The following is a 19,682-nucleotide window of genomic DNA, read 5'->3' as shown; positions in this document are numbered from 1 at the left end:
ACAAGCCTTTTTTGTGGGCAGTCCCTAATGTTGAAGTTGAAACTTTTTATACAGTTTGTTCGTTTAATATATAATAAGGGGAAATAATAAGGGAACTTAAAAGAAATAGCGAAGGAGTCACCATGGAAAAATTTCAGCTATTCAAAGAAGCTTTTGCAGGATTTTGGCGCAAAAAGCACCTGACACAAATTCTGCTTCTTTTATCATTAACTATATTACTTTTAACCATTCTCTTTTTTGCGTTTCTGGCAGCTACAGCTAACGTGGAGACTTTAAAAGAGGGATTAAGGCAGTCAACTGTTATTTACGATAAAGACGGTGATCCTGCTGCAAGTCTTGCGGAAAATAGAGCAGAGGGTGCAAATATTGAAGAATTGCCTGAACATGTAGGCAATGCCGTTATCGCAATTGAGGATGAACGCTTTTATAAACATAACGGCTTTGATATAAAAGGGATTGCCAGAGCCTTCTTTGGCAACTTATTCGCAGGGAGCATAACCGGCGGAGGAAGTACAATTACTCAACAGCTCGCCAAAAATGCTTTACTTTCACCTGAACAGACCTACAAGCGAAAAGCTGAAGAACTGTTCCTGGCAGTCGAAATTGAAAAAAATTACAAAAAAGATGAAATCCTGCAAATGTATTTAAATCAGGTTTACTTCGGAAGCGGCTCATGGGGAATCGAACAGGCATCCAATAAGTATTTCAGCAAAACACCAAAGCAATTGAGCATCAGCGAAAGTGCATTGCTTGCAGGTTTGCTACAATCGCCTTCTGCTCTCGATCCATACAATCATTACGAACGGGCAATCAAAAGAAGGAATGTTGTCCTTGGGAAGATGAAAGAGCACAAGATGATTTCAGCAGAAGAGTATGAGAACGCTGTAAATGAAAAGATTCACTTACAGGAAGGAACCCGGAGCAAGAAGGAAAGGAAATACCCTTACTATGTTGATGCCGTACTTGATGAAGCAATAAATACGTACGGGTTAACCCAGGAAGAGATATTTACCAGAGGGTATAAAATATACACAGAAATGGATCAGAATCTGCAATCAAGCCTGGAAAATGTTTATCAAAAGGACTCAATCTTCCCAGCTGGCATGAATGGAGAAATCGTCCAAAGTGGTGCCGTCCTGCTTGACCCGGCGACAGGGGGAGTCAGAGGGCTGGTCGGCGGCAGAGGTGAACATGTTTTCAGAGGATTCAACAGGGCCACACACATCAAAGCCCAGCCTGGATCAACACTAAAGCCTTTAGCCGTTTACACACCGGCCCTTGAAGAGGGATACTCACCAACATCGATGCTGAAGGATGAACCCGTAACATACGGAGATTACACACCGGCTAACGCTTCAGGACAATATGCAGGGGAAGTGTCCATGTATAAAGCTGTGGAAGACTCCATCAATGTCCCAGCCGTCTGGCTGCTTAATGAAATTGGACTGGATAAAGGTTTGGATGCTCTTGAAAGGTTCGGCATCCCTCTGGAAAAAGAAGATGAATATCTCGGAATTGCCTTAGGCGGAATGAGAAAGGGAATTTCACCTTTAAAGCTCGCCGAAGCATATGCAGCTTTTCCAAATGGCGGCAAGCGTAATGATGCGCATTTAATTACGAAAATCGTTGGCCCGACCGGAAGCATCATTGCGGAACGTAACAAAAAAACCGTTAAAGTTACGACGAAAACCGTTTCTAACCAAATGACTTCCATGCTTTTAAATGTAGTAGAAACCGGCACAGGAAGCGCTACGAAGATAGAAGGAGTTCAAATCGCCGGGAAAACGGGTTCGACACAGCTCCCATATAAAGACATTAACGGAACAAAAGATCAATGGTTTGTTGGCTATACACCGAATTTGGTTGGCGCCGTCTGGCTGGGCTATGACCAGACTGACAGAGAACATTATCTGTCAAAAAGCAGTTCAGAAACAGCAGTCCCTGTTTTCAGATCGATAATGGAGTCAAGCCTGCCATACATGCAGGAAGGCGAATTTACTACAAAATCGGTAAATGAAAAGCTCGAGAAAAAGGAATTAACAGCGGAAATTGGACAAACCATTAAAGAACAAGCAGAAAAATTCGAAGGCAAACTGAGAGAGGATCTTCCAATCTGGAAGGAAAAATTGAGAGAAGGAAAGCAGGAGCTTGAGGAATTCGGCAGATTCCTGAAAGACAAGTGGGATCAATTCAGCAATTAGCGCAAAAGAGAGAATGGCTTACATAGCTGTTCTCTTTTTTGCTTCAGGAAACTTTATACTGGAATAATTCAGTAAAACAGTGTAACCTAAATATTTATAGCACTTACTAACAAAACGACAGCATTCGCTATCATGCTGCTAGCTCTTAGATATTAATAGCGAGGAGGATTACAATGAGTGAAGAAACCCGTATTCAGCTTAATGTCCGCATATCAAAAGAAACTTCAAATAAGCTTGATGAAATTGTTGAATATTATCAGGAAAACACGAAACTCGGCAGGATTTATAAAGGTGATGTTTTAACAGATATTATTGAAAAATCATATGAAGTAATGAATAAGCAAAAAAACCTCAATAAGAAATTTTAATTTTTAACTGGAGGGGAATTACATGAGGGATGTTAAACTGACCGATATCTTTCAGCATCGGATCGCACAAAAATATATAACACGCTCCGGCATCGCTCATGCTATTGCAGTTGCCTATCATGCATTCCAGATTGCTAAAGAAATGGAAGAAGATGTTGACTCAGCAGCCAAAGCAGGCTTTATGCATGACATTGGCCATTATACCTGGTACAAAAATGGAAAGTGGGATTACGACCTATACAGGCAGAATGACATTCATGCCATTAAAGGTGCTGAGCGGGCACATAAACTCCTGATAAGACTTGGCGAGAACCCGATCAAAGCAAAAGAAGTTGCTTTGGCAATCCTTTTTCACACGGATTCATTTCTGCCTGGCGGCGAAGTTGTCAGAACTCCGCTGCAATCCCTGGTCAAACTGGCAGATGAAAAAGATGAAGAACCCGGCGGTGCCCATCACTATCGTGAACTTGATTTTGAGCGGGCTATGCATAGCCTTGAAATACTCGATAATAAGATTGATCATTATCTTGAAAAAAAAGAAGAATAACCTAAATATCTGTCATTTTATGCGCTTCCCCAGGAAATTCAGTTTTTATTTTTTAAAGGGAAGCGCCTGTTTCATGAAGAATAATAATTCATGGCGGTGATCAGATGATCAAAATTATTATGTGCAGGGATGGTGTTGCTGCAGTGAGGGCAAGGACTCGAAGACAACAGTCATTTAATGTGGAAGAAATCAAATTTAGATTAACAACTGTATTTCTGCATCTATCATTTTACACAATGATTATATTTATTTTAATATTATTTTTGGAGTTATTTGGTTAACGCACATAAAAAAATCCCGGGTAAAGCCACTGCTTTCCCGGGATCTTCCCCTAGGGTCTTGGCAAAATGCCTTTTTCAGTTAAATACTCTTCCACTTCTGTAAACTCTTTAACTGGAACAAACCTTATGCCCTTTTCCCGAAGAAGGTCCTGAAGCCCATTTTTGGCAAAGGTGATATCAGCATGCTCTGCGGGGTGGGAATCCGGTTCACTGTCCCCGATAAAAAACACAGTTTCATACTCCTTCTTTAAGTCCTGAATGACCTTTGATTTATCAATGCCATATTGTTCATGATAATGCTGATGATTCTTATCAATATTCATATGGACATTCTTCTCATGGTAGTATCCTTCATTCGAAAAAACCTGAACACCTTTAACCCCATACTTTTTTAAGATGTGATGGATATAATAGTCTGTGCCGGCACTTAAAATATAAAAATCTCCGCCATTCTGCTGAATTTTTTCAATAAAATCAGGGACATATTCATCTATTTCAATTGAATAAATATCGCTGATAATTCGTTCTTCATCCTGATTGATGGAAGTGAAGACTTTATTCAAAAAGTCGATATCCTTTATCTCACCAGCCTTCCATTTGGGCATCAGGCTGCGCCCCTCCGGAAAATATTTATCCATCATAATCAAATAAAAGTCTCTTTTTGAAATAGTTCCGTCAAAATCTGAAACAAAAGCCCATTTTTTCATTCTATAAACCTCCAATAAGACGTTTCTGCATTTTATGCTGCTATGCTATCTTAACTTTACCCTTTGTTTTTTATGTTCAATCAGTGAAAAAGCGTCTTTTGATTTTATTCCTGATGAGATTAATGGTATTATTAATTTGATTTTTACATAAGGAGATGATTAGTATGGCAGAAAAAGGATACATATTAATGAAAAACGGTGAAAAGGTTGAATTTGAACTATATCCTGAAGCAGCACCAGGGACAGTTGAAAATTTCAAAAAGCTTGCTAATGAAGGCTTTTATAATGGCTTGAATTTCCATCGTGTAATTCCTGGGTTTGTAAGTCAGGGAGGGTGCCCGAACGGAACAGGAACTGGTGGTCCAGGGTACACAATCAAGTGTGAAACAGAAGGAAACCCTCATAAACACGTAGAAGGGTCCCTCTCTATGGCTCACGCGGGCCGCGATACAGGCGGTAGCCAGTTCTTTATCGTTCATGAGCCACAGCCTCACCTAAACGGTGTTCACACTGTTTTTGGAAAAGTTACTTCCGGAATGGAAGCAGTTAAAGCGATGAGAAACGGCGATGTTATGGAGAAAGTTGAAATTCTTGAAGGTTAATCCGTTCAGTAAAAAGAGCCTTAAAGGGCTCTTTTTTGTTTTGTTAACCTGACGTTTTAGGTAAAATGAACAGTAGCTTGCCAAAATCGAAAGGATGGTTTTATGGGAAGAGCAGAGCTGATGAAAAAAATAGCTGAACTCAAGCCAAAGGTCATTTGCTTTGTTGGAAAAGGCGTTTATCTACTGATTCCTCCTGAATTCCCCATGGCAGCTTTTTTTTGCGGCTGTGACCCGTTTCATGAATGCTTTGATATAAGAATAATGCACTTAATAGTCCAAATATCACAAATCCTTCCTTTTTATAATCACAATTATATTAAATTTCGCTACCAACGGTACTGTTATTAAATATTCAGAATTGTTAAAATGTAATTAACATCAAGAACCAGCTTCAATTTAATCTCTTAAGGAGGGAAAGAAATGGAGCAATATGTTCGTGTTATTCCTTATAAGGTGATTCAGCAGGAAGAAAATGTTAAGGAAGTTCCAAAGGGCGTGGAATTGATTCAGGCGCCAAAGGTTTGGAGCGAAACAAAAGGAAAAGGAATTAAAATTGCTGTTCTGGACACCGGCTGCGACATTAGCCATCCTGATCTGAAGGACCGTGTAACGGGCGGCCGGAACTTTACAGACGATGATAACAGCGATCCAAATAGTTTCAAGGACTATAATGGCCACGGAACACATGTGGCAGGGACTATTGCTGCATATGAAAATGATGCTGGTGTTATTGGGGTAGCTCCTGAAGCTGATCTCCTTATTGTAAAGGTCTTAAATAAAGATGGTTCCGGGCAATACGAATGGATTATCAAGGGCATCCATTATGCCATCGAACAAAATGCAGATATCATCTCCATGTCGCTTGGCGGGCCAGCTGATGTTCCTGAACTTCATGATGCGATTAAAGCCGCTGTAAATAAGAATATCCTTGTAGTATGCGCAGCAGGAAATGAAGGGGATGGGGACGACTCAACCGACGAATTTGCTTATCCAGGCTGCTATAATGAGGTGATTAGTGTAGGGGCTATAAACCTCGAAAGGGATTCTTCAGAATTTACAAACTCTCATAATGAAATAGACTTAGTGGCGCCAGGGGAGGGGATATTATCCACCTTTCTGAACGGAAAGTATGCAACCCTCAGCGGTACTTCAATGGCTGCTCCGCATGTTTCCGGAGCTCTGGCCCTGATCAAGGAATTTGCAAACAGGCAATTTGAAAGAAAGCTTTCAGAACCTGAGCTTTATGCCCAATTAATCAGAAGGACGGTTCCGCTTGGCAATTCTCCCAAACTTGAAGGAAACGGGCTCGTTTATTTAACGGTTCCAGATCATTTAGCCGGAATCTTTGACCAGGAGTTCAAATCAACGGTTCTTAATGCCATATGATCAAAGTGAATAGTATAGCAGCGGCATGGACAGAGGCTCAGTCAAAGTATATTGAAAGTGTACAGAATGAACCCTATTATAACGCTGAGGAGGATATCATAAATCAAGAGGATTACTATGGAACCCTTGATTTTGAAAAAGGGGATCTCCCGGAACAGGTTCATGATCTGCTGGTTCGTACTCATGACCGGCAATTGGATTACTCACCTCACCAATATGTATATCCATGGGTGGATCTGCAGGAAAACCTCAAGCTGAAAAGCTTATATTCGGGGAAAGGCATCGATCCTCTTAAAGCCATTGATCAGGATCTCAAGCTCCTGCAGACGATTCATGAAGGCGGCTTCCACAGCAATGAAAGAGTTATATTTAATACCGAGCATGTCGTCCCGCAATCATGGTTTGATGGAAGACAGCCAATGAAAGGGGATCTCCATCATCTTTTTGCCTGTGAGCCGGCATGCAATAGCATGAGAAGCAACTTCCCTTACTATGATTTTGAAGCCTATGTCCCGGAAATAGAGGCGGCGGGCGTCAGGAATGGATGCGGGATGGCAGAACAGGAGAAGTTTGAGCCGGAATATGGAAAGGGGATTGCCGCAAGAGCTGTATTCTATTTTGCTGTCAGATATAAAAAAACACTTTTGATTGACGAGAAGATGAATATGCAGATTTTGCTTAGTTGGCATGAAGAAAATCCCGTCACTATATATGAAAAGCATAGAAACGCTGCCATTCAAGCACTCCAGGGGAACCGAAACCCGTTTATTGATTTTCCGGAGCATGCAAAGAAAATGCTGGGATAATGAACAAACCCGTCTGAACTCAGACGGGTTTGTTTTATAATAGAAAAGAAGGAGGAGCTATCACACATGCAGCCATTTACAGAACAAGTTATCAAGATCATTAAAAACATCCCAAGAGGAAAAGTCATGACATACGGACAAATCGCAAGGCTGGCCGGGAGCCCCCGGGGAGCAAGACAGGTGGTCCGGATTCTTCATACCCAAAGTGAAAAGCAAAAGCTTCCCTGGCATCGGGTTGTGAATGGGAAAGGGGAAATTGGGTTTAAAGACGAAGATTTGTATGATATTCAGAGAGAACTATTAGAAAATGAGGGGATTTACTTTAATATAAATAAAAGAATAGATTTGCAGGAATTTGCCCATGAATCATCACAGCCAATATAAAGAAGCGTGCATCCAATCGAAAGTCACGCTTCTTTATAATCATATGTACCTATTTTGTCTTTGATGCATATTCCTCAATCATCTCAATTGTTACATACTTTCTTGCAGGTATAATTCCCTGTTTAGAAAGTTCATTGATTTCAGCAGTTACTTCATTTATCTTATCCGCAGAGAATGGAAGTCCCCGCCTGCATAGATCCAATGCTTGCTCAATATAATACTCACGCTGCTGGTCCAAGGCTGCAAACCTCGTGATTATCTTATTCTGCTTTCCCACATGTTCGGAGATTGCTTTATGTACACTCATTCTTTCCACCCCTTATAAAATTCACCTGTTTTTATCATACCATTTTCTAATAGCTTTTTAAGAATAAATATTCCTATTAGCATAATATTTATTTGGATTTTAAATAGGAAATAATAGCCAGTCCTCATAACTTCTTTAGTTGAGAATAAAATAGTTACGTAAATTAAAAATTGATTCTTTTTCCTCATTATGGAAATAAAGGGAACTCACCTTTCTAAGAAGAAATGGTAATGAAACAAATTGGAAGGTGGCTTAATACATATGAAAAAGAGTGTAAAAATGCATATCAGTTTAATGCTGATATTTATGCTGGCACTTGTTCCTTTTGCCCAGCCCGAATCTCCTCATGTCCAGGCAACAGAAGAAGGAAGCGAACTAGTTCAGCAGCTGAACCAAATTCTTAATAATGACCCTATTCTAAAGGGAGGACTTGCAGGAGTCAGTATACGCAATGCAGAAACCGGGGAGCTTGTATATGACCATATCGGGGATGTGCGTTTACGGCCGGCATCTAATATGAAGCTCCTTACAGCAGCTGCCGCTCTTGAAACGCTGGGTGAAAATTATCAGTTCACCACAGAACTTCTTCACACAGGTTCAATAAAGGGAAAGACACTGCAGGGTGACTTGATCTTAAAAGGGAAAGGAGACCCAACTCTTTTAAAGGAAGATTTTGATGCTTTTGCCGCTAAAGTGAAGGAAGCAGGTGTACAGGTTATTCATGGCAGCCTGATCGGAGATGACACCTGGTATGATGATGTGCGCTATTCAACCGATCTGTCATGGAGCGACGAATCCTGGTATTATGGCGGACAAGTCTCAGCACTTACTGCGTCCCCTAATGAGGATTATGATGGGGGCACAGTCATTGTAGAAGTATATCCCGCGGAAAAAGCCGGGCAGGAACCGATTGTAAAAATGGTGCCGGAAACAGACTACATAAAAATCGTTAATAATGCCAAAACCGTCGCTAAAGGTGAAAAGAAGGATATCCATATTGAAAGGGATCACGGCACGAACAGCGTTACTATAGAAGGAGAAATTCCAGTTGAAGGAAGCCGTTCAAGGGAATGGATCGCTGTATGGGAGCCGACTGGCTATGCATTGGATTTATTAAAGCGTTCTCTCGCTGAACAAGGCATTCAATTGAAAGGGAAGACAAAAGCAGGCACTGCCCCTGAAGGAGCAAAGCTGTTTGCTGAGCATAAATCCATGCCTATTAAAGAGCTGCTTATTCCATTTATGAAATTAAGCAATAATGGCCATGCAGAAACATTAATCAAGGAAATGGGCAAGGTTGTCAAAGGGGAAGGCAGCTGGGAAAAAGGTCTGGAAGTATTAGAAGAAAAGGTAAAAGCTTTTGGAATGAATGAGGAAACTCTCGTACTCCGGGACGGTTCCGGGATTTCACATGTAAACTTAATTCCGGCCAATGAAATCTCCAAACTGCTTTTTAAAATCCAGGACGAAGATTGGTTCTCCTCTTATTTGAACTCATTGCCGATTGCCGGGGATACAGACCGGATGGTGGGAGGTACTCTTAGAAATCGCATGAAAAACTCCAATGCAGCCGGGAACGTCAAAGCAAAAACAGGTTCAATCTCGACAGTCAGTTCGTTATCAGGTTATGTTAAGACATCCAGCGGGGATGAGCTCATCTTTTCCATTATTTTGAACAACTTGACCGATGGCGGTGAAGGTAAAGTTATTGAAGACAAAATTGCCACATTGCTAGCCGATCAATAAACTGCAAAAAAAGGGCAGTATACCGAGTCAACGGTATACTTGCCCTTTTTTATGTCTTACTCTGCTTTTGCTGCCTGTATTTGAAGGTCGATTTTTACTTTATCTCCTACAAGGACTCCGCCAGTTTCAAGTGCTGAATTCCAGGTTAAGCCATAATCGCTGCGTTTGATAGCCCCGGCAGCAGTAAAGCCGACTTTTTCATTGCCCCATGGATCTTTGCCTGATCCTTCATATGTGACAGTAAAGGTTTCTGTTTTTGTTACTCCATGAATGGTAAGGTCGCCTGTTACATCATATTCATCGTCACCCTTGCTTACAATGCCGGTTGAAGTAAATGTCATTTTCGGATGGTTTTCAACATCAAAGAAGTCTGCGGAACGCAGGTGTTTATCACGATCTTCATTTCGTGTATCCACACTTGAAAGTGCAACATTGAATGTAATATCTGCTGTTGTTAAATCTGCAGGATCTGCTGTAATTTCAGCATCAAAGCTATTAAAGCTGCCTTTCACGTTCGCGATCATCATATGCTTGATAGAAAAATCCACACTGCTGTGTGCTGGATCCACTGCCCATTTTGTTTTTGCCATTTTTTTCTCCTCCAAATTTATTTATCTTTAATTCAAGATGTTTTAATTCTAAATAAATTATATTCCGGTTCAAGTTTTATGTCAATGATATTTTTTGAAAAGATGGTAAAATGAAGACTACTTAAATTTTCAACATCATACATAACCTAAGTCATAATGATTACATCACGTATTGGCGATGTTTAAAGGGGAACGGATCATGAATCAGCTTGAACAGATATACAATAATGCTGAAGAGCATACAAAAATAAAAATTCTGGAGGATGCCGACCGTTATCTGGGCGGTCAGGAATCGATGCCCTCCTATAAGGAATATCTTTCTGAAAGATTTCATTATATCGATCAAATCTGGGTAAATGTGTGGCTGAATAAAATCACCGCCAAAATATCCAAGCAGGAAAAGAAGAAGTATTTAAGTGAGAAAGGATACGACACCGAAAATGTTGACAGGAAAATAATCAATCACCTGTTTCGGACTGAAATGAGGGATTATCAGCCTTTTAACAGTTTGGACTGGCTTAATGACCTATTTGAAAGCAATAATGAAGCTTGGGCTGAGCGCTATGAGAAGGCAAGGGCATATTACCTGCAGAAAGCAGAAGAGGAGCAGCTCCAGCGAAGAAAATATCGAATCCGTGAAAATATCGAAAAGAACATAGAGGAAATTATTGAACAAGATTACAGCCTTCTTTATCTCCATGTAAGACATATGGCTTCAAAGCAGCTGGTTTCAGATTTTAAAAATAAGACAAGGTATCAAAAGCTGGATACCTTCGCTCTTGAAGAAAAGCTTAAGGAAATAGGAGAATTCCACGCCGATGATTATACTGTTATGGGAGAATTCTTCGAGGAGCTGACAGGAAATATCCATAAAGCAATATATTGGGGCAAGGGATATTTCGAATATGAAACGTATTACTATGTATATAAAAACCATATATCAGGATTTCTTTCCGATACTTTGCAAACACTCATCCTGCAGAACCTTCCGCAGCATCTATTCGAGGAATATGAAGATGCATATGATAAACCGCTGACCGGAAAGTCTGTTAAGAAGCTAATTTCCCATACTCTTCAAAACCTTTACGAAAGCTTTTTTGAAACCATTCAGGAGGAATATGTTGAAGATTTGGTCAAGCTTGCGGATATCCCATTTGACCCTGAAGCCCATCAAGAACAACTGGAGAAGGACATTGAAGACAGGGAAAGAAAAATAGCAGAAGAACTGGCTGAGCAGCAGCGGAAGAAAGAGGAAGAAGAACGAATGCTCGAAGATATTTTCGGGCAGGAATACAGTCCTTCAGTGGAACGGGCCAAAAAATATGTACTTCATATTGGCGAAACCAATACCGGGAAAACCCATCATGCACTTGAAGGTATGAAATCAGCAAACAGCGGTATGTATCTGGCGCCTTTGAGGCTTTTGGCACTCGAGGTTTATGATAAATTGAACCGGGATGGTGTACCATGCTCTTTGAAAACCGGTGAAGAAGAGAAGACAGTTGCCGGTTCCCAGCATCTATCCAGCACGGTAGAGATGTTCTATGAAAAGGATTTTTACGACGTCATTGTGATCGATGAATCTCAGATGATTACGGATAAAGACAGAGGCTTTTCCTGGTATAAAGCCATTACCAAGGCAAATGCCAATGAAGTCCATATTATTGGAAGCCGCAGTGCTAAAAGCATGATGCTGCAGCTGCTTGGCGAGGCAGATATTGAACTGAATGAATACAGCCGGGATATTCCCCTTGAAGTGGAAGCTAAAGAATTTAAATTCAGTCACGTCCGAAAAGGCGATGCACTAATCTGTTTTTCAAGAAAGAGAGTGCTTGAAACAGCCTCAAGACTTCAGCAGGAAGGGCACTCAGTAAGCATGATTTATGGAGCGATGCCTCCAGAAACCAGAAAAAAACAAGTCCAGCGTTTTATAAATGGTGAAACTTCCGTCATCGTTTCCACTGATGCCATTGGGATGGGACTTAACCTGCCTATCCGGAGAATTGTATTCCTGGAAAATGATAAATTTGACGGAACGAAGCGAAGAACCCTTACCTCTCAGGAAGTGAAGCAAATTGCCGGGAGAGCAGGCCGAAAAGGACTTTACAATATTGGGAAGGTTGCTTTTACAAAAGATATTAAAAGAATGAAAGCCCTGCTTGAAATGGAAGATGCACCGGTACACAGCTTTGCCATCGCCCCGACCAATACAGTATTTGAAAGGTTTCAAAGGTATTACCGCGATCTCGGGTCATTCTTTGAGCTTTGGGATAAGTTTGAGAGCCCAAGAGGAACCAAAAAAGCAGCATTAACAGAGGAGAGAGATCTATATGAAAGGATACGGGGCACAGAAATTGAAGCCAAGCTCGGCCTAATGGACCTGTATGGCTTTCTCCACCTTCCTTTCTCTAAAAAAGAAAATGATCTTGTCCGCCAATGGGAAGAAACGATGTATGCCATTATTTACGGGGAGGAGCTGCCAGAACCCAGAATCAAGAACCGGAATTTGGAAGAGCTGGAGCTGACCTATAAAGCAATCGGCTTGCATTTGCTGTTTCTGTATCGTCTTGAGCAGAGAACCGAAGCGTTATACTGGGAACGATTAAGGGAAGAAATCAGTGACCGTGTTCATGAAAGACTGAAAACGGACATTAAGGAGCTCTCAAGAAAGTGCAGAAAATGCGGCAAAAAACTGCCTTGGGAACACGAATACCAAATCTGTGATGATTGTCATTCTTCACGTTCAAGAAGAAGGTATCATTACTATAGAAGGTAAGATATATTAGCCTGCTGGCAGCACTTCAAGTTTCACTCATAGGAATGAAAAAGACAATAAATTCATGAATTTTACCCGTCCTTACCGAATACATATTCATGGAAAACAACTATGTAAGTCTTAAAGGAGCGGTAAAAATGGCGAGCTGCACACATCAGGCAGAAGTAAACATTCCGATAGGGTCAATATGGAGCTTTGTCAGCGATATTGGGAACTGGGCACCATTAGTGCCCGGATATATTGCACATGAGGTAATGAGTGACAAAGAGTCAACCTGGAGCTTCAAAAGCGATATGGGGATTATTAAAAAAAAAATAGAATTGAAAGTGGATATAACGAGCTGGCAGGAGCCAACAAAGGTTACGTTTCATTTAACAGGACTTAATGAGAAGTTTACTGGACATGGATACTTTCTTGCGGAGAAAGGAAAGAATAAGAAAAATATCATGACAGGATCACTTGATATTTCAGCAGAGGGAATGATGGCTAAAGTAGCCAATTCCTTGCTTAATACAGCTCTTCCTGAAATTACTGCAGAACTGACAGAGGCTGTGGCATTAAAGGCCGAACAGGAATACAGGGAGCATGCTGGCGTATAATTTGCCCCAATGAAAAGAACTCATTAACCCTGAGTTCTTTTATTTCGTATATCGATTAGCGTAGCTGGAGGCCACGAATGCTTCCGGCTTTATTTTTGGCTCAAGGCCGATTGATTCGATCCTGGACACCATTTCTTTCACAAATTCCCTGGTTCTATTTCTTTTGCCTGATCCGATGTCCATATGCCCTTCCATCGAGAATGATCCGCCTTTATAAAGGAATGGCAGAACGATTTCAAACATTTTGTCTTTGTAATCCTCTGTAAACAAAGAGACCACTTCTTCAGTCAGCGAGGTTTCATAGGAGATTCGCTCATGAAGGTGCTGCATTTTCCTTGGTATAACAGTTTTCCGAATACATGCCCAGGCGCCTTTTCGCTCATTTTGAATCACAATCCCGGTTATAAACACAGTGCGATTGCAATGCACCTGTGAATCTGTTCCGATCATCAGCCTGAAGTTCCCATCAGGATTTCGCTTTATAAAAAGTAAGATCCGGTTGAATACCTGCTCAAAAGTCATATTCCTCTCCTGAAGATTTTGAAATTTATATTCAGCATTCACCTATAATCACCACATTAAGTATTTTGTCTCGGAGTATCACTCTTCCACAACCTTTAACTTAAAATGTAATCCCTATTACTGCCATTATATTGAGGGACACTGAACAAGTTGTTTATTTTTTTGAAAAAATTGCTTATGAGGCAGCGGAACAGAAAATGAATGGGAATCTTCATATTGATAAATGCTATGGTAAAAGAGGAGGTATTCTTTTGAACAAAACACTTATCTTAATACTTAAATTAGCATCAGCTATGATTGCTTTTGCCTTAGCGCTTGATTTATTCTTTGATGCGACATTCGCAGATATTCTTTCTTTCAGTATTCTGGTAACAGCCATGTCCTATCTGTTCGGAGACCGCATCATCCTTCCGCGGCTTGGAAACAAGAATGCTCTTATTGCTGACTTTTTCTTAGTTTATGCATCTGTTTGGGTGTTTGGAAGTGTGCTGCTTAACAGTTACCTGCAAATCGCTTGGGGAAGCATTATATCAGCAGGCATTATCACTCTCTCTGAGGTATTTGTCCACAGGTTCCTTGTAAACAAAAGGGAAAGCAGCCAAGAGAAAGAGAGCAGGCAATCTGCTATAAATCCGCGGCTTTCTTATGGGATGGAAATGGCTGAAGAAAGAGAGCCAACAAAGGATTGGGAATAAATTGATATAAAGAGTCAGAAGCCCACTGCAGGCCATTTGGTCTAAACCTGGGCTTTTTATTTTGAACCAACCATTTTTTTCACGTTTTTATCCGATAGAATGCTTGCTATTTTTCCGCTAAACACACAATATAAATAAGGACATAATGAATAAAGACCAGGAAAAGAAAGTAGGGTTTTACTTGCAGGAATTTTTAAAACTTGGCATTTCGGAAGAGCTATCTGAAATTCTGCTAAAGCATGGCATTGCTAAGCCAACACCTATTCAGGAGCAGGCGATTCCAGCTGTTATGGAAGGAAACGATGTCATAGCACAGGCGCAGACAGGAACCGGAAAGACATTGGCTTTTATTTTGCCTATTCTGGAGAAAATGGACCCGAATGCCGTTCAGATCCAGGCTCTGATTGTAACGCCGACAAGGGAACTGGCATTACAGATAACAGACGAAGTACTGAAGCTTACGAAAGACAGTGATATAGATGTTTTAGCTGTATATGGAGGGCAGGATGTGGACAAGCAGCTCAAAAAGCTGAAAAAGAATGTCCAGATTGTAGTGGGGACACCTGGCCGGCTGCTGGACCACATCAGACGAAATACCATTGATTTATCACAAGTGGATTTTTTAGTATTGGATGAAGCCGATCAAATGCTGCATATTGGCTTTCTTGATGAGGTTGAGAGAATCATTAAAGAAACGCCTGCCAAAAGGCAGACCATGCTTTTTTCTGCAACTATACCGGCAGAAATAAGAAAACTGGCAAACAAACACATGAAACGGCCGCTGTATATCCAGGTTGAAAAAACACAGGGACCAGCCCATTCAGTTAAACAAATAGCGATACATACCGTCGACCGTGCCAAGCAGGGTACACTGGTAGAGCTGATTCAAACCCATAGACCATTTTTGGCCGTGATCTTCTGCCGTACAAAACGCAGAGTAACCAAATTATATGAAGTGCTGAAATCGAACGGTTTTGATTGCGATCAGCTTCATGGTGATTTATCACAATCTAAACGTGAACAAGTAATGAAGAGATTCAGGGACGCAGAGATACAGCTGTTAGTTGCGACGGATGTAGCCGCTAGAGGGCTTGATGTCGAAGGGGTCACACATGTTTTTAATTATGATATCCCACTCGATCCCGAAAGCTATGTGCACCGCATCGGGAGAACCGGCCGGGCGGGCATGAAAGGACTGGCCATTACGTTTTATTCGTCTGCAGACAAGCCGCTCCTTGAAGCAATTGAAAAAGGACTGAAAATTAGTATTCCTAAGCAAGACCTTGGCAATAGCGATATCAAGCCTGAAGCAGCATCTGAAAAAAAGAGGCCGGATTCCAAACGCCTAACCTCCGCTGGAAAGAAAAATGACAGCAGAAAAGGAGGCCAGCCAAAATCAAAAGATGACAGGTTTTCCCATGAAAAAGGCAGAAAAGGCAAAAGCAGTTCACCTCGAACAGGCCGCACAAAAACCCAAGGGAAAAAGAAGCCTTCTCCCACAGCTTCAAGAAATTCATCCAAAAGACGGGGAAGGTAAAGATATTTGAGGAGGAAAGCAACTTGTTAAAAGAACGGATGGAAAAGCACTTGAAAGAACAGCCCGCTGAACTTTATGAAAAAGAAAAGGAATATGCCCAAAAGCAGGGACTCTTGAATGATGCTCATGAAGCCGGAATCAAGAATCCCGAAGACCGATTTAATGATGCTTATATAGAAAGAGGAGATAAAGAAACAGAGGAAGTTCTCGGACAGGAGCCTGCCGGCTTTTTAAATCAGCCAATAGACTACTTCAAAAATCATAAAAATGAATTTATGTATCTGGAGTCTAAATGGTTTGATCTGATTGGAGCGGATGCCGTTTCCTTTGAAACAGATGATGTTTTTGGCAACTATGAAGTAATGCTTGGACTGAAGCTGCCAAAAAAAGCAGAATCAGCTATAAGAGCATTTATAGACGAAAATACTCTTACAGGCACACCAAAATACAGCCTGATGTTCAGCCAGCAGGATGGGCTTTGGGATTTTAATTTTTCATTGAACGACCTTGAAGGTTTTAAAGAGGAACTTTCAATAAAAGATGCATATCAGTTAGTGTACAAATTTCTTTTTAACCTTGTGTCAGAAGTGGAAGAAACCCGTAATAAGTAAATATTTATAGCCAGATATTAGGATGAACTCTTAATTTTTTGTTCAAACCATGATAAATGTCATGGTTTGGACATGACACCTATGTCTACAAAGCGGTTTGCAAACCCTTTATTATTAAAATTAACGTCATGATGAAGGGAATTAACAAATGACTTCTAAACAAAAACAACTCAACTTAAAAAAACAAATGGCACCTTATGAAAAATCAGATTTAACCAAAAGCATTATGCAGCTTGTCAATACGCTGGGACCTTTTTTCCTGCTGTGGTTCCTTGCTTATAAGAGCCTGAGCATTTCTTATTTGCTGACGCTTGGCATATCTGTCGCTGCAGCAGGCTTTCTTGTCAGGATCTTCATTATTTTCCATGATTGCTGCCACCATTCCTTTTTCAAGAACCGCAAAGCAAACAAGATCATTGGCACAATCACAGGGATCTTGACCGTCTTTCCTTATCACCAATGGCAGCATGACCACAATGTGCACCATGCAACCAGCGGGAATCTGGACAAGCGCGGTACAGGTGATATCTGGACACTGACAGTGAAAGAATATCAGGATGCGTCATGGTCCACTCGTGCAGCATACCGCATCTACCGCAACCCGTTCGTTATGTTAGGTTTAGGCCCTATTTATGTATTTTTGTTAAAAAACCGTTTTAACAGAAAAGGGGCAAGAAAGAATGAACGCATCAATACGTATCTTATAAATGCGGCCATCGCCGGTTTGTATGCGCTCATGTGCTGGACTATCGGGTGGGAAGCGTTCCTGATGGTGCAGGGGCCGATCTTTATGATTTCAGGAGCAGCCGGGATTTGGCTTTTCTATGTACAGCATACATTTGAAGACTCGTATTTTGAAGAGGATGATAAGTGGGAGTATGTAAAAGCTGCTGTAGAAGGAAGCTCCTTTTACAAGCTGCCGAAAGTGCTTCAGTGGCTTACAGGGAACATCGGGTTCCATCATATTCATCACTTAAGCCCTCGCGTTCCTAACTACAACCTTGAAAGCGCTCATTATAATACAGCTGAACTTCAGAACGTGCCGACGATTACTCTTTCTACCAGCCTGAAGTCACTCAAATTCCGTTTATGGGATGAAGGAGCCCAGGACTTCACCGGTTATGGAGCAGCAAAGAAGTCTTCTGCCGTCAGCCAAAAACAGCGCAGAACTAAAACGGCATCTGTGAAGCCGTAAACTGAATGTATAAGCTGAAGAACAGCTCCTTTGTGATATGATAGCAAAGGAGCTGTTTCATTATTTCATGAATAAAAAGAGGGTACCATCACATGTTTAAAAAATATTTAACTGCATTGAAAAGTTCAGGCATTTCTCCATATATATGGAGTGTATTCAGCATTCTGCCGTTTTATTTCATCTTCAGATCCACATCTAAAATCACCATAGCCGTCGGAATTATCCTGACTATACTCTTTTTTATATCGCTGCGTTTTGCCTTTATATCACGGAAATGGCCTGTCTATTTATGGACGGGCATCTTAATCAGCATATCGATCACAATGACCATTCTCTTTTCATTTATTTATTTTGCATTTTATATTGCTTATTACAATGGCCATATCAAAAACAGGATTGCCTTTTTAACGCTGTATGTCATCCACCTGATCGCAACCACCATCTCCATAAACATTAATTTTGTCACCCAGAAGCCATTATTTCTCGAGCAGATCCCTTTCATTATTATCATTTGGATCAGTGTGATTTTGCTTCCTTTTAACATTCACAATAAGAAAAAGCAGGAAAAGCTTGAGGAACAGCTCGAGGATGCCAACAAAAGAATTGCGGACCTCGTCAAACAGGAAGAAAGACAGCGGATTGCCCGTGATCTTCATGATACTCTCGGACAAAAATTGTCTCTTATCGGGTTAAAAAGCGATCTGGCCAGGAAGCTCATCAGCAAAGATCCAGACCAGGCAAAGGATGAGCTTATAGACGTTCAGCAAACCGCCAGAACAGCATTAAACGAAGTAAGAAAAATGGTTTCCCAGATGAGGGGAATCAGGCTGAAGGAAGAAATTATCCTAGTTAAGCAAATTTTAAAGGCGGCTTCTATCGAATTCATCGGAGATGAAGATATCAAATTAAAAAATGTGTCACTCTTCCTTGAGAATATTCTAAGCATGTGCATGAAGGAGGCTGTAACAAACGTAGTAAAACACAGTAAGGCGACAGAATGCCGCATCCGCATAGAACAAACCTGGAATGAAGTCAGCATTACTGTCCGGGATAACGGAGTCGGCATGAATCCCTCAACAGATGTCGGCAAGGGGTCCGGACTGCTTGGCTTAGGGGAGCGGCTCGACTTTGTCAACGGAAGTCTTGAGATTGTATCTGAGAATGGAACAACGATTATAATGAAAGTACCAACAGTCGTGAAGGAACCAAACAAGGAGGAGAGGGCATGATAAAAATCGTCATAGCTGAAGATCAGCGGATGGTGCTTGGTGCGTTAGGATCTCTGCTAAATCTTGAAGACGATATGGAGGTCATTGGGAAAGCTTCGAATGGAAAAGAGGCCATATCCCTTGTCAAAACTCTTAATCCGGATGTATGCATCATGGATATTGAGATGCCGGAAAAAAGCGGCCTGGAAGCGGCGGAAGAATTAAAAGACAGCGGCTGCAAAGTTATTATTCTGACAACCTTCGCAAGGTCAGGCTATTTCCAGCGTGCTCTCAAGGCCGGTGTAAGAGGTTACTTGTTAAAAGACAGCCCAAGTGAGGAGCTGGCAAGCTCTATAAGAAACGTCCTGGAAGGAAGGCGCATCTATGCACCTGAATTAATGGATGATGTCTATGGCGAAGAAAATCCGCTGACAGACCGGGAAAAAGAGGTGCTGGAGCTGATAGCGGACGGCAAGAACACGAAAGAAATTGCCGACCAGCTCAGCATTAAGACAGGAACCGTCCGTAACTATATCTCTGCTATTCTTGACAAGCTCGAAGTTACGAACAGGATTGAAGCCATTACCCAATCGAAAGAGAAGGGCTGGTTTAAA

The 19,682-nt window shown here is 41.2% G+C and carries 20 protein-coding genes; 16 read left to right on the top strand and 4 right to left on the bottom strand.

Annotated elements, in window-relative coordinates; translation table 11 throughout:
• Nucleotides 1-122 precede the first annotated feature (122 nt).
• From BFI01S_RS14055 to BFI01S_RS14045, 3 genes are all read left to right on the top strand, one after another.
• Nucleotides 123-2,201 (top strand): transglycosylase domain-containing protein, encoded by a 2,079-nt coding sequence (locus BFI01S_RS14055; protein WP_061793186.1) that lies wholly within the window; start codon nt 123-125, stop codon nt 2,199-2,201.
• 173 nt (nt 2,202-2,374) lie between these two features.
• Nucleotides 2,375-2,569 carry a hypothetical protein gene (locus BFI01S_RS14050; protein ID WP_061793185.1) on the top strand — a complete coding sequence of 65 codons (195 nt, stop codon included), beginning with the start codon at nt 2,375-2,377 and terminating at the stop codon, nt 2,567-2,569.
• 22 nt (nt 2,570-2,591) lie between these two features.
• Nucleotides 2,592-3,116 carry an HD domain-containing protein gene (locus tag BFI01S_RS14045; protein WP_061793184.1) on the top strand — a complete coding sequence of 175 codons (525 nt, stop codon included), beginning with the start codon at nt 2,592-2,594 and terminating at the stop codon, nt 3,114-3,116.
• Between the two features lie 331 nt (nt 3,117-3,447).
• On the opposite strand, the gene BFI01S_RS14040 is transcribed toward BFI01S_RS14045, so the two are convergent.
• Nucleotides 3,448-4,104: an MtnX-like HAD-IB family phosphatase gene (locus BFI01S_RS14040; RefSeq protein WP_061793183.1), complete on the bottom strand. Its 657-nt coding sequence runs from the start codon at nt 4,102-4,104 to the stop codon at nt 3,448-3,450.
• A gap of 164 nt (nt 4,105-4,268) precedes the next feature.
• Between BFI01S_RS14040 and BFI01S_RS14035 the strand changes: the two genes are divergently transcribed.
• From BFI01S_RS14035 to BFI01S_RS14015, 4 genes are all read left to right on the top strand, one after another.
• Nucleotides 4,269-4,706 carry a peptidylprolyl isomerase gene (locus BFI01S_RS14035; RefSeq protein ID WP_035330795.1) on the top strand — a complete coding sequence of 146 codons (438 nt, stop codon included), beginning with the start codon at nt 4,269-4,271 and terminating at the stop codon, nt 4,704-4,706.
• A gap of 420 nt (nt 4,707-5,126) precedes the next feature.
• Nucleotides 5,127-6,092: a S8 family peptidase gene (locus tag BFI01S_RS14025; RefSeq protein WP_061793181.1), complete on the top strand. Its 966-nt coding sequence runs from the start codon at nt 5,127-5,129 to the stop codon at nt 6,090-6,092.
• The gene (locus tag BFI01S_RS14020) at nt 6,089-6,898 is read left to right on the top strand and encodes an endonuclease I family protein (RefSeq protein ID WP_061793180.1); all 810 of its coding nucleotides are present in this window, start codon (nt 6,089-6,091) and stop codon (nt 6,896-6,898) included. The genes BFI01S_RS14025 and BFI01S_RS14020 overlap by 4 nt, the downstream gene beginning before the upstream one ends.
• A gap of 66 nt (nt 6,899-6,964) precedes the next feature.
• Nucleotides 6,965-7,282: an MGMT family protein gene (locus BFI01S_RS14015; RefSeq protein ID WP_061793179.1), complete on the top strand. Its 318-nt coding sequence runs from the start codon at nt 6,965-6,967 to the stop codon at nt 7,280-7,282.
• 49 nt (nt 7,283-7,331) lie between these two features.
• On the opposite strand, the gene BFI01S_RS14010 is transcribed toward BFI01S_RS14015, so the two are convergent.
• Nucleotides 7,332-7,589 carry a YpbS family protein gene (locus BFI01S_RS14010; RefSeq protein WP_048010040.1) on the bottom strand — a complete coding sequence of 86 codons (258 nt, stop codon included), beginning with the start codon at nt 7,587-7,589 and terminating at the stop codon, nt 7,332-7,334.
• A gap of 261 nt (nt 7,590-7,850) precedes the next feature.
• Between BFI01S_RS14010 and dacB the strand changes: the two genes are divergently transcribed.
• Nucleotides 7,851-9,335: a D-alanyl-D-alanine carboxypeptidase/D-alanyl-D-alanine endopeptidase gene (gene dacB, locus BFI01S_RS14000; RefSeq protein WP_061793177.1), complete on the top strand. Its 1,485-nt coding sequence runs from the start codon at nt 7,851-7,853 to the stop codon at nt 9,333-9,335.
• Between the two features lie 56 nt (nt 9,336-9,391).
• Here the strand turns inward: dacB and BFI01S_RS13995 are convergent, their stop codons facing one another.
• Nucleotides 9,392-9,925 (bottom strand): YceI family protein, encoded by a 534-nt coding sequence (locus BFI01S_RS13995; protein WP_061793176.1) that lies wholly within the window; start codon nt 9,923-9,925, stop codon nt 9,392-9,394.
• Between the two features lie 199 nt (nt 9,926-10,124).
• On the opposite strand from BFI01S_RS13995, the gene BFI01S_RS13990 reads away from it, so the two are divergent.
• Both BFI01S_RS13990 and BFI01S_RS13985 read left to right on the top strand, forming a co-directional pair.
• The gene (locus BFI01S_RS13990; RefSeq protein WP_061793175.1) at nt 10,125-12,701 is read left to right on the top strand and encodes a DEAD/DEAH box helicase; all 2,577 of its coding nucleotides are present in this window, start codon (nt 10,125-10,127) and stop codon (nt 12,699-12,701) included.
• Nucleotides 12,702-12,838: 137 nt separating this feature from the next.
• Entirely contained in the window at nt 12,839-13,300 is a 462-nt protein-coding gene (locus BFI01S_RS13985; RefSeq protein WP_061793174.1) for an SRPBCC family protein, read from the top strand.
• Nucleotides 13,301-13,339: 39 nt separating this feature from the next.
• On the opposite strand, the gene BFI01S_RS13980 is transcribed toward BFI01S_RS13985, so the two are convergent.
• Nucleotides 13,340-13,822, bottom strand: a complete 483-nt coding sequence (locus BFI01S_RS13980; protein WP_206698171.1) for a ribonuclease H-like YkuK family protein — start codon at nt 13,820-13,822, stop codon at nt 13,340-13,342.
• Nucleotides 13,823-14,073: 251 nt separating this feature from the next.
• On the opposite strand from BFI01S_RS13980, the gene BFI01S_RS13975 reads away from it, so the two are divergent.
• From BFI01S_RS13975 to BFI01S_RS13950, 6 genes are all read left to right on the top strand, one after another.
• Entirely contained in the window at nt 14,074-14,517 is a 444-nt protein-coding gene (locus BFI01S_RS13975) for a YndM family protein (RefSeq protein WP_061793196.1), read from the top strand.
• Between the two features lie 181 nt (nt 14,518-14,698).
• Nucleotides 14,699-16,054: a DEAD/DEAH box helicase gene (locus BFI01S_RS13970; RefSeq protein WP_061793195.1), complete on the top strand. Its 1,356-nt coding sequence runs from the start codon at nt 14,699-14,701 to the stop codon at nt 16,052-16,054.
• A gap of 23 nt (nt 16,055-16,077) precedes the next feature.
• Entirely contained in the window at nt 16,078-16,665 is a 588-nt protein-coding gene (locus tag BFI01S_RS13965; RefSeq protein WP_061793172.1) for a hypothetical protein, read from the top strand.
• A 148-nt stretch (nt 16,666-16,813) separates the two neighbouring features.
• Nucleotides 16,814-17,860, top strand: coding sequence for a Delta(5) desaturase DesA (desA, locus tag BFI01S_RS13960; RefSeq protein WP_061793171.1), 1,047 nt, complete (start codon nt 16,814-16,816; stop codon nt 17,858-17,860).
• Nucleotides 17,861-17,952: 92 nt separating this feature from the next.
• Nucleotides 17,953-19,089: a sensor histidine kinase gene (locus tag BFI01S_RS13955; protein WP_061793170.1), complete on the top strand. Its 1,137-nt coding sequence runs from the start codon at nt 17,953-17,955 to the stop codon at nt 19,087-19,089.
• Nucleotides 19,086-19,682 (top strand): response regulator transcription factor (locus BFI01S_RS13950; RefSeq protein WP_082804535.1); only part of this gene is annotated, 597 nt, incomplete at its 3' end. The genes BFI01S_RS13955 and BFI01S_RS13950, both read left to right, overlap by 4 nt.

The organism is Cytobacillus firmus NBRC 15306, assembly GCF_001591465.1.
GTDB lineage: Bacteria > Bacillota > Bacilli > Bacillales > Cytobacillaceae > Cytobacillus > Cytobacillus firmus.
This window is presented reverse-complemented; position numbering and strand designations above follow the sequence as displayed.

Excerpts from the sequence above, each read along its gene's own strand:
- BFI01S_RS13955 (WP_061793170.1), top strand. The coding sequence starts at position 17,953 with ATGTTTAAAAAATATTTAACTGCATTGAAAAGTTCAGGCATTTCTCCA.
- BFI01S_RS14055 (WP_061793186.1), top strand. The coding sequence starts at position 123 with ATGGAAAAATTTCAGCTATTCAAAGAAGCTTTTGCAGGATTTTGGCGC.
- BFI01S_RS14015 (WP_061793179.1), top strand. The coding sequence starts at position 6,965 with ATGCAGCCATTTACAGAACAAGTTATCAAGATCATTAAAAACATCCCA.
- BFI01S_RS14045 (WP_061793184.1), top strand. The coding sequence starts at position 2,592 with ATGAGGGATGTTAAACTGACCGATATCTTTCAGCATCGGATCGCACAA.
- BFI01S_RS13995 (WP_061793176.1), bottom strand. The coding sequence starts at position 9,925 with ATGGCAAAAACAAAATGGGCAGTGGATCCAGCACACAGCAGTGTGGAT.
- BFI01S_RS13990 (WP_061793175.1), top strand. The coding sequence starts at position 10,125 with ATGAATCAGCTTGAACAGATATACAATAATGCTGAAGAGCATACAAAA.
- BFI01S_RS14040 (WP_061793183.1), bottom strand. The coding sequence starts at position 4,104 with ATGAAAAAATGGGCTTTTGTTTCAGATTTTGACGGAACTATTTCAAAA.
- BFI01S_RS14020 (WP_061793180.1), top strand. The coding sequence starts at position 6,089 with ATGATCAAAGTGAATAGTATAGCAGCGGCATGGACAGAGGCTCAGTCA.
- BFI01S_RS14050 (WP_061793185.1), top strand. The coding sequence starts at position 2,375 with ATGAGTGAAGAAACCCGTATTCAGCTTAATGTCCGCATATCAAAAGAA.
- BFI01S_RS14010 (WP_048010040.1), bottom strand. The coding sequence starts at position 7,589 with ATGAGTGTACATAAAGCAATCTCCGAACATGTGGGAAAGCAGAATAAG.
- BFI01S_RS13980 (WP_206698171.1), bottom strand. The coding sequence starts at position 13,822 with ATGACTTTTGAGCAGGTATTCAACCGGATCTTACTTTTTATAAAGCGA.
- desA (WP_061793171.1), top strand. The coding sequence starts at position 16,814 with ATGACTTCTAAACAAAAACAACTCAACTTAAAAAAACAAATGGCACCT.
- BFI01S_RS13985 (WP_061793174.1), top strand. The coding sequence starts at position 12,839 with ATGGCGAGCTGCACACATCAGGCAGAAGTAAACATTCCGATAGGGTCA.
- dacB (WP_061793177.1), top strand. The coding sequence starts at position 7,851 with ATGAAAAAGAGTGTAAAAATGCATATCAGTTTAATGCTGATATTTATG.
- BFI01S_RS14025 (WP_061793181.1), top strand. The coding sequence starts at position 5,127 with ATGGAGCAATATGTTCGTGTTATTCCTTATAAGGTGATTCAGCAGGAA.
- BFI01S_RS14035 (WP_035330795.1), top strand. The coding sequence starts at position 4,269 with ATGGCAGAAAAAGGATACATATTAATGAAAAACGGTGAAAAGGTTGAA.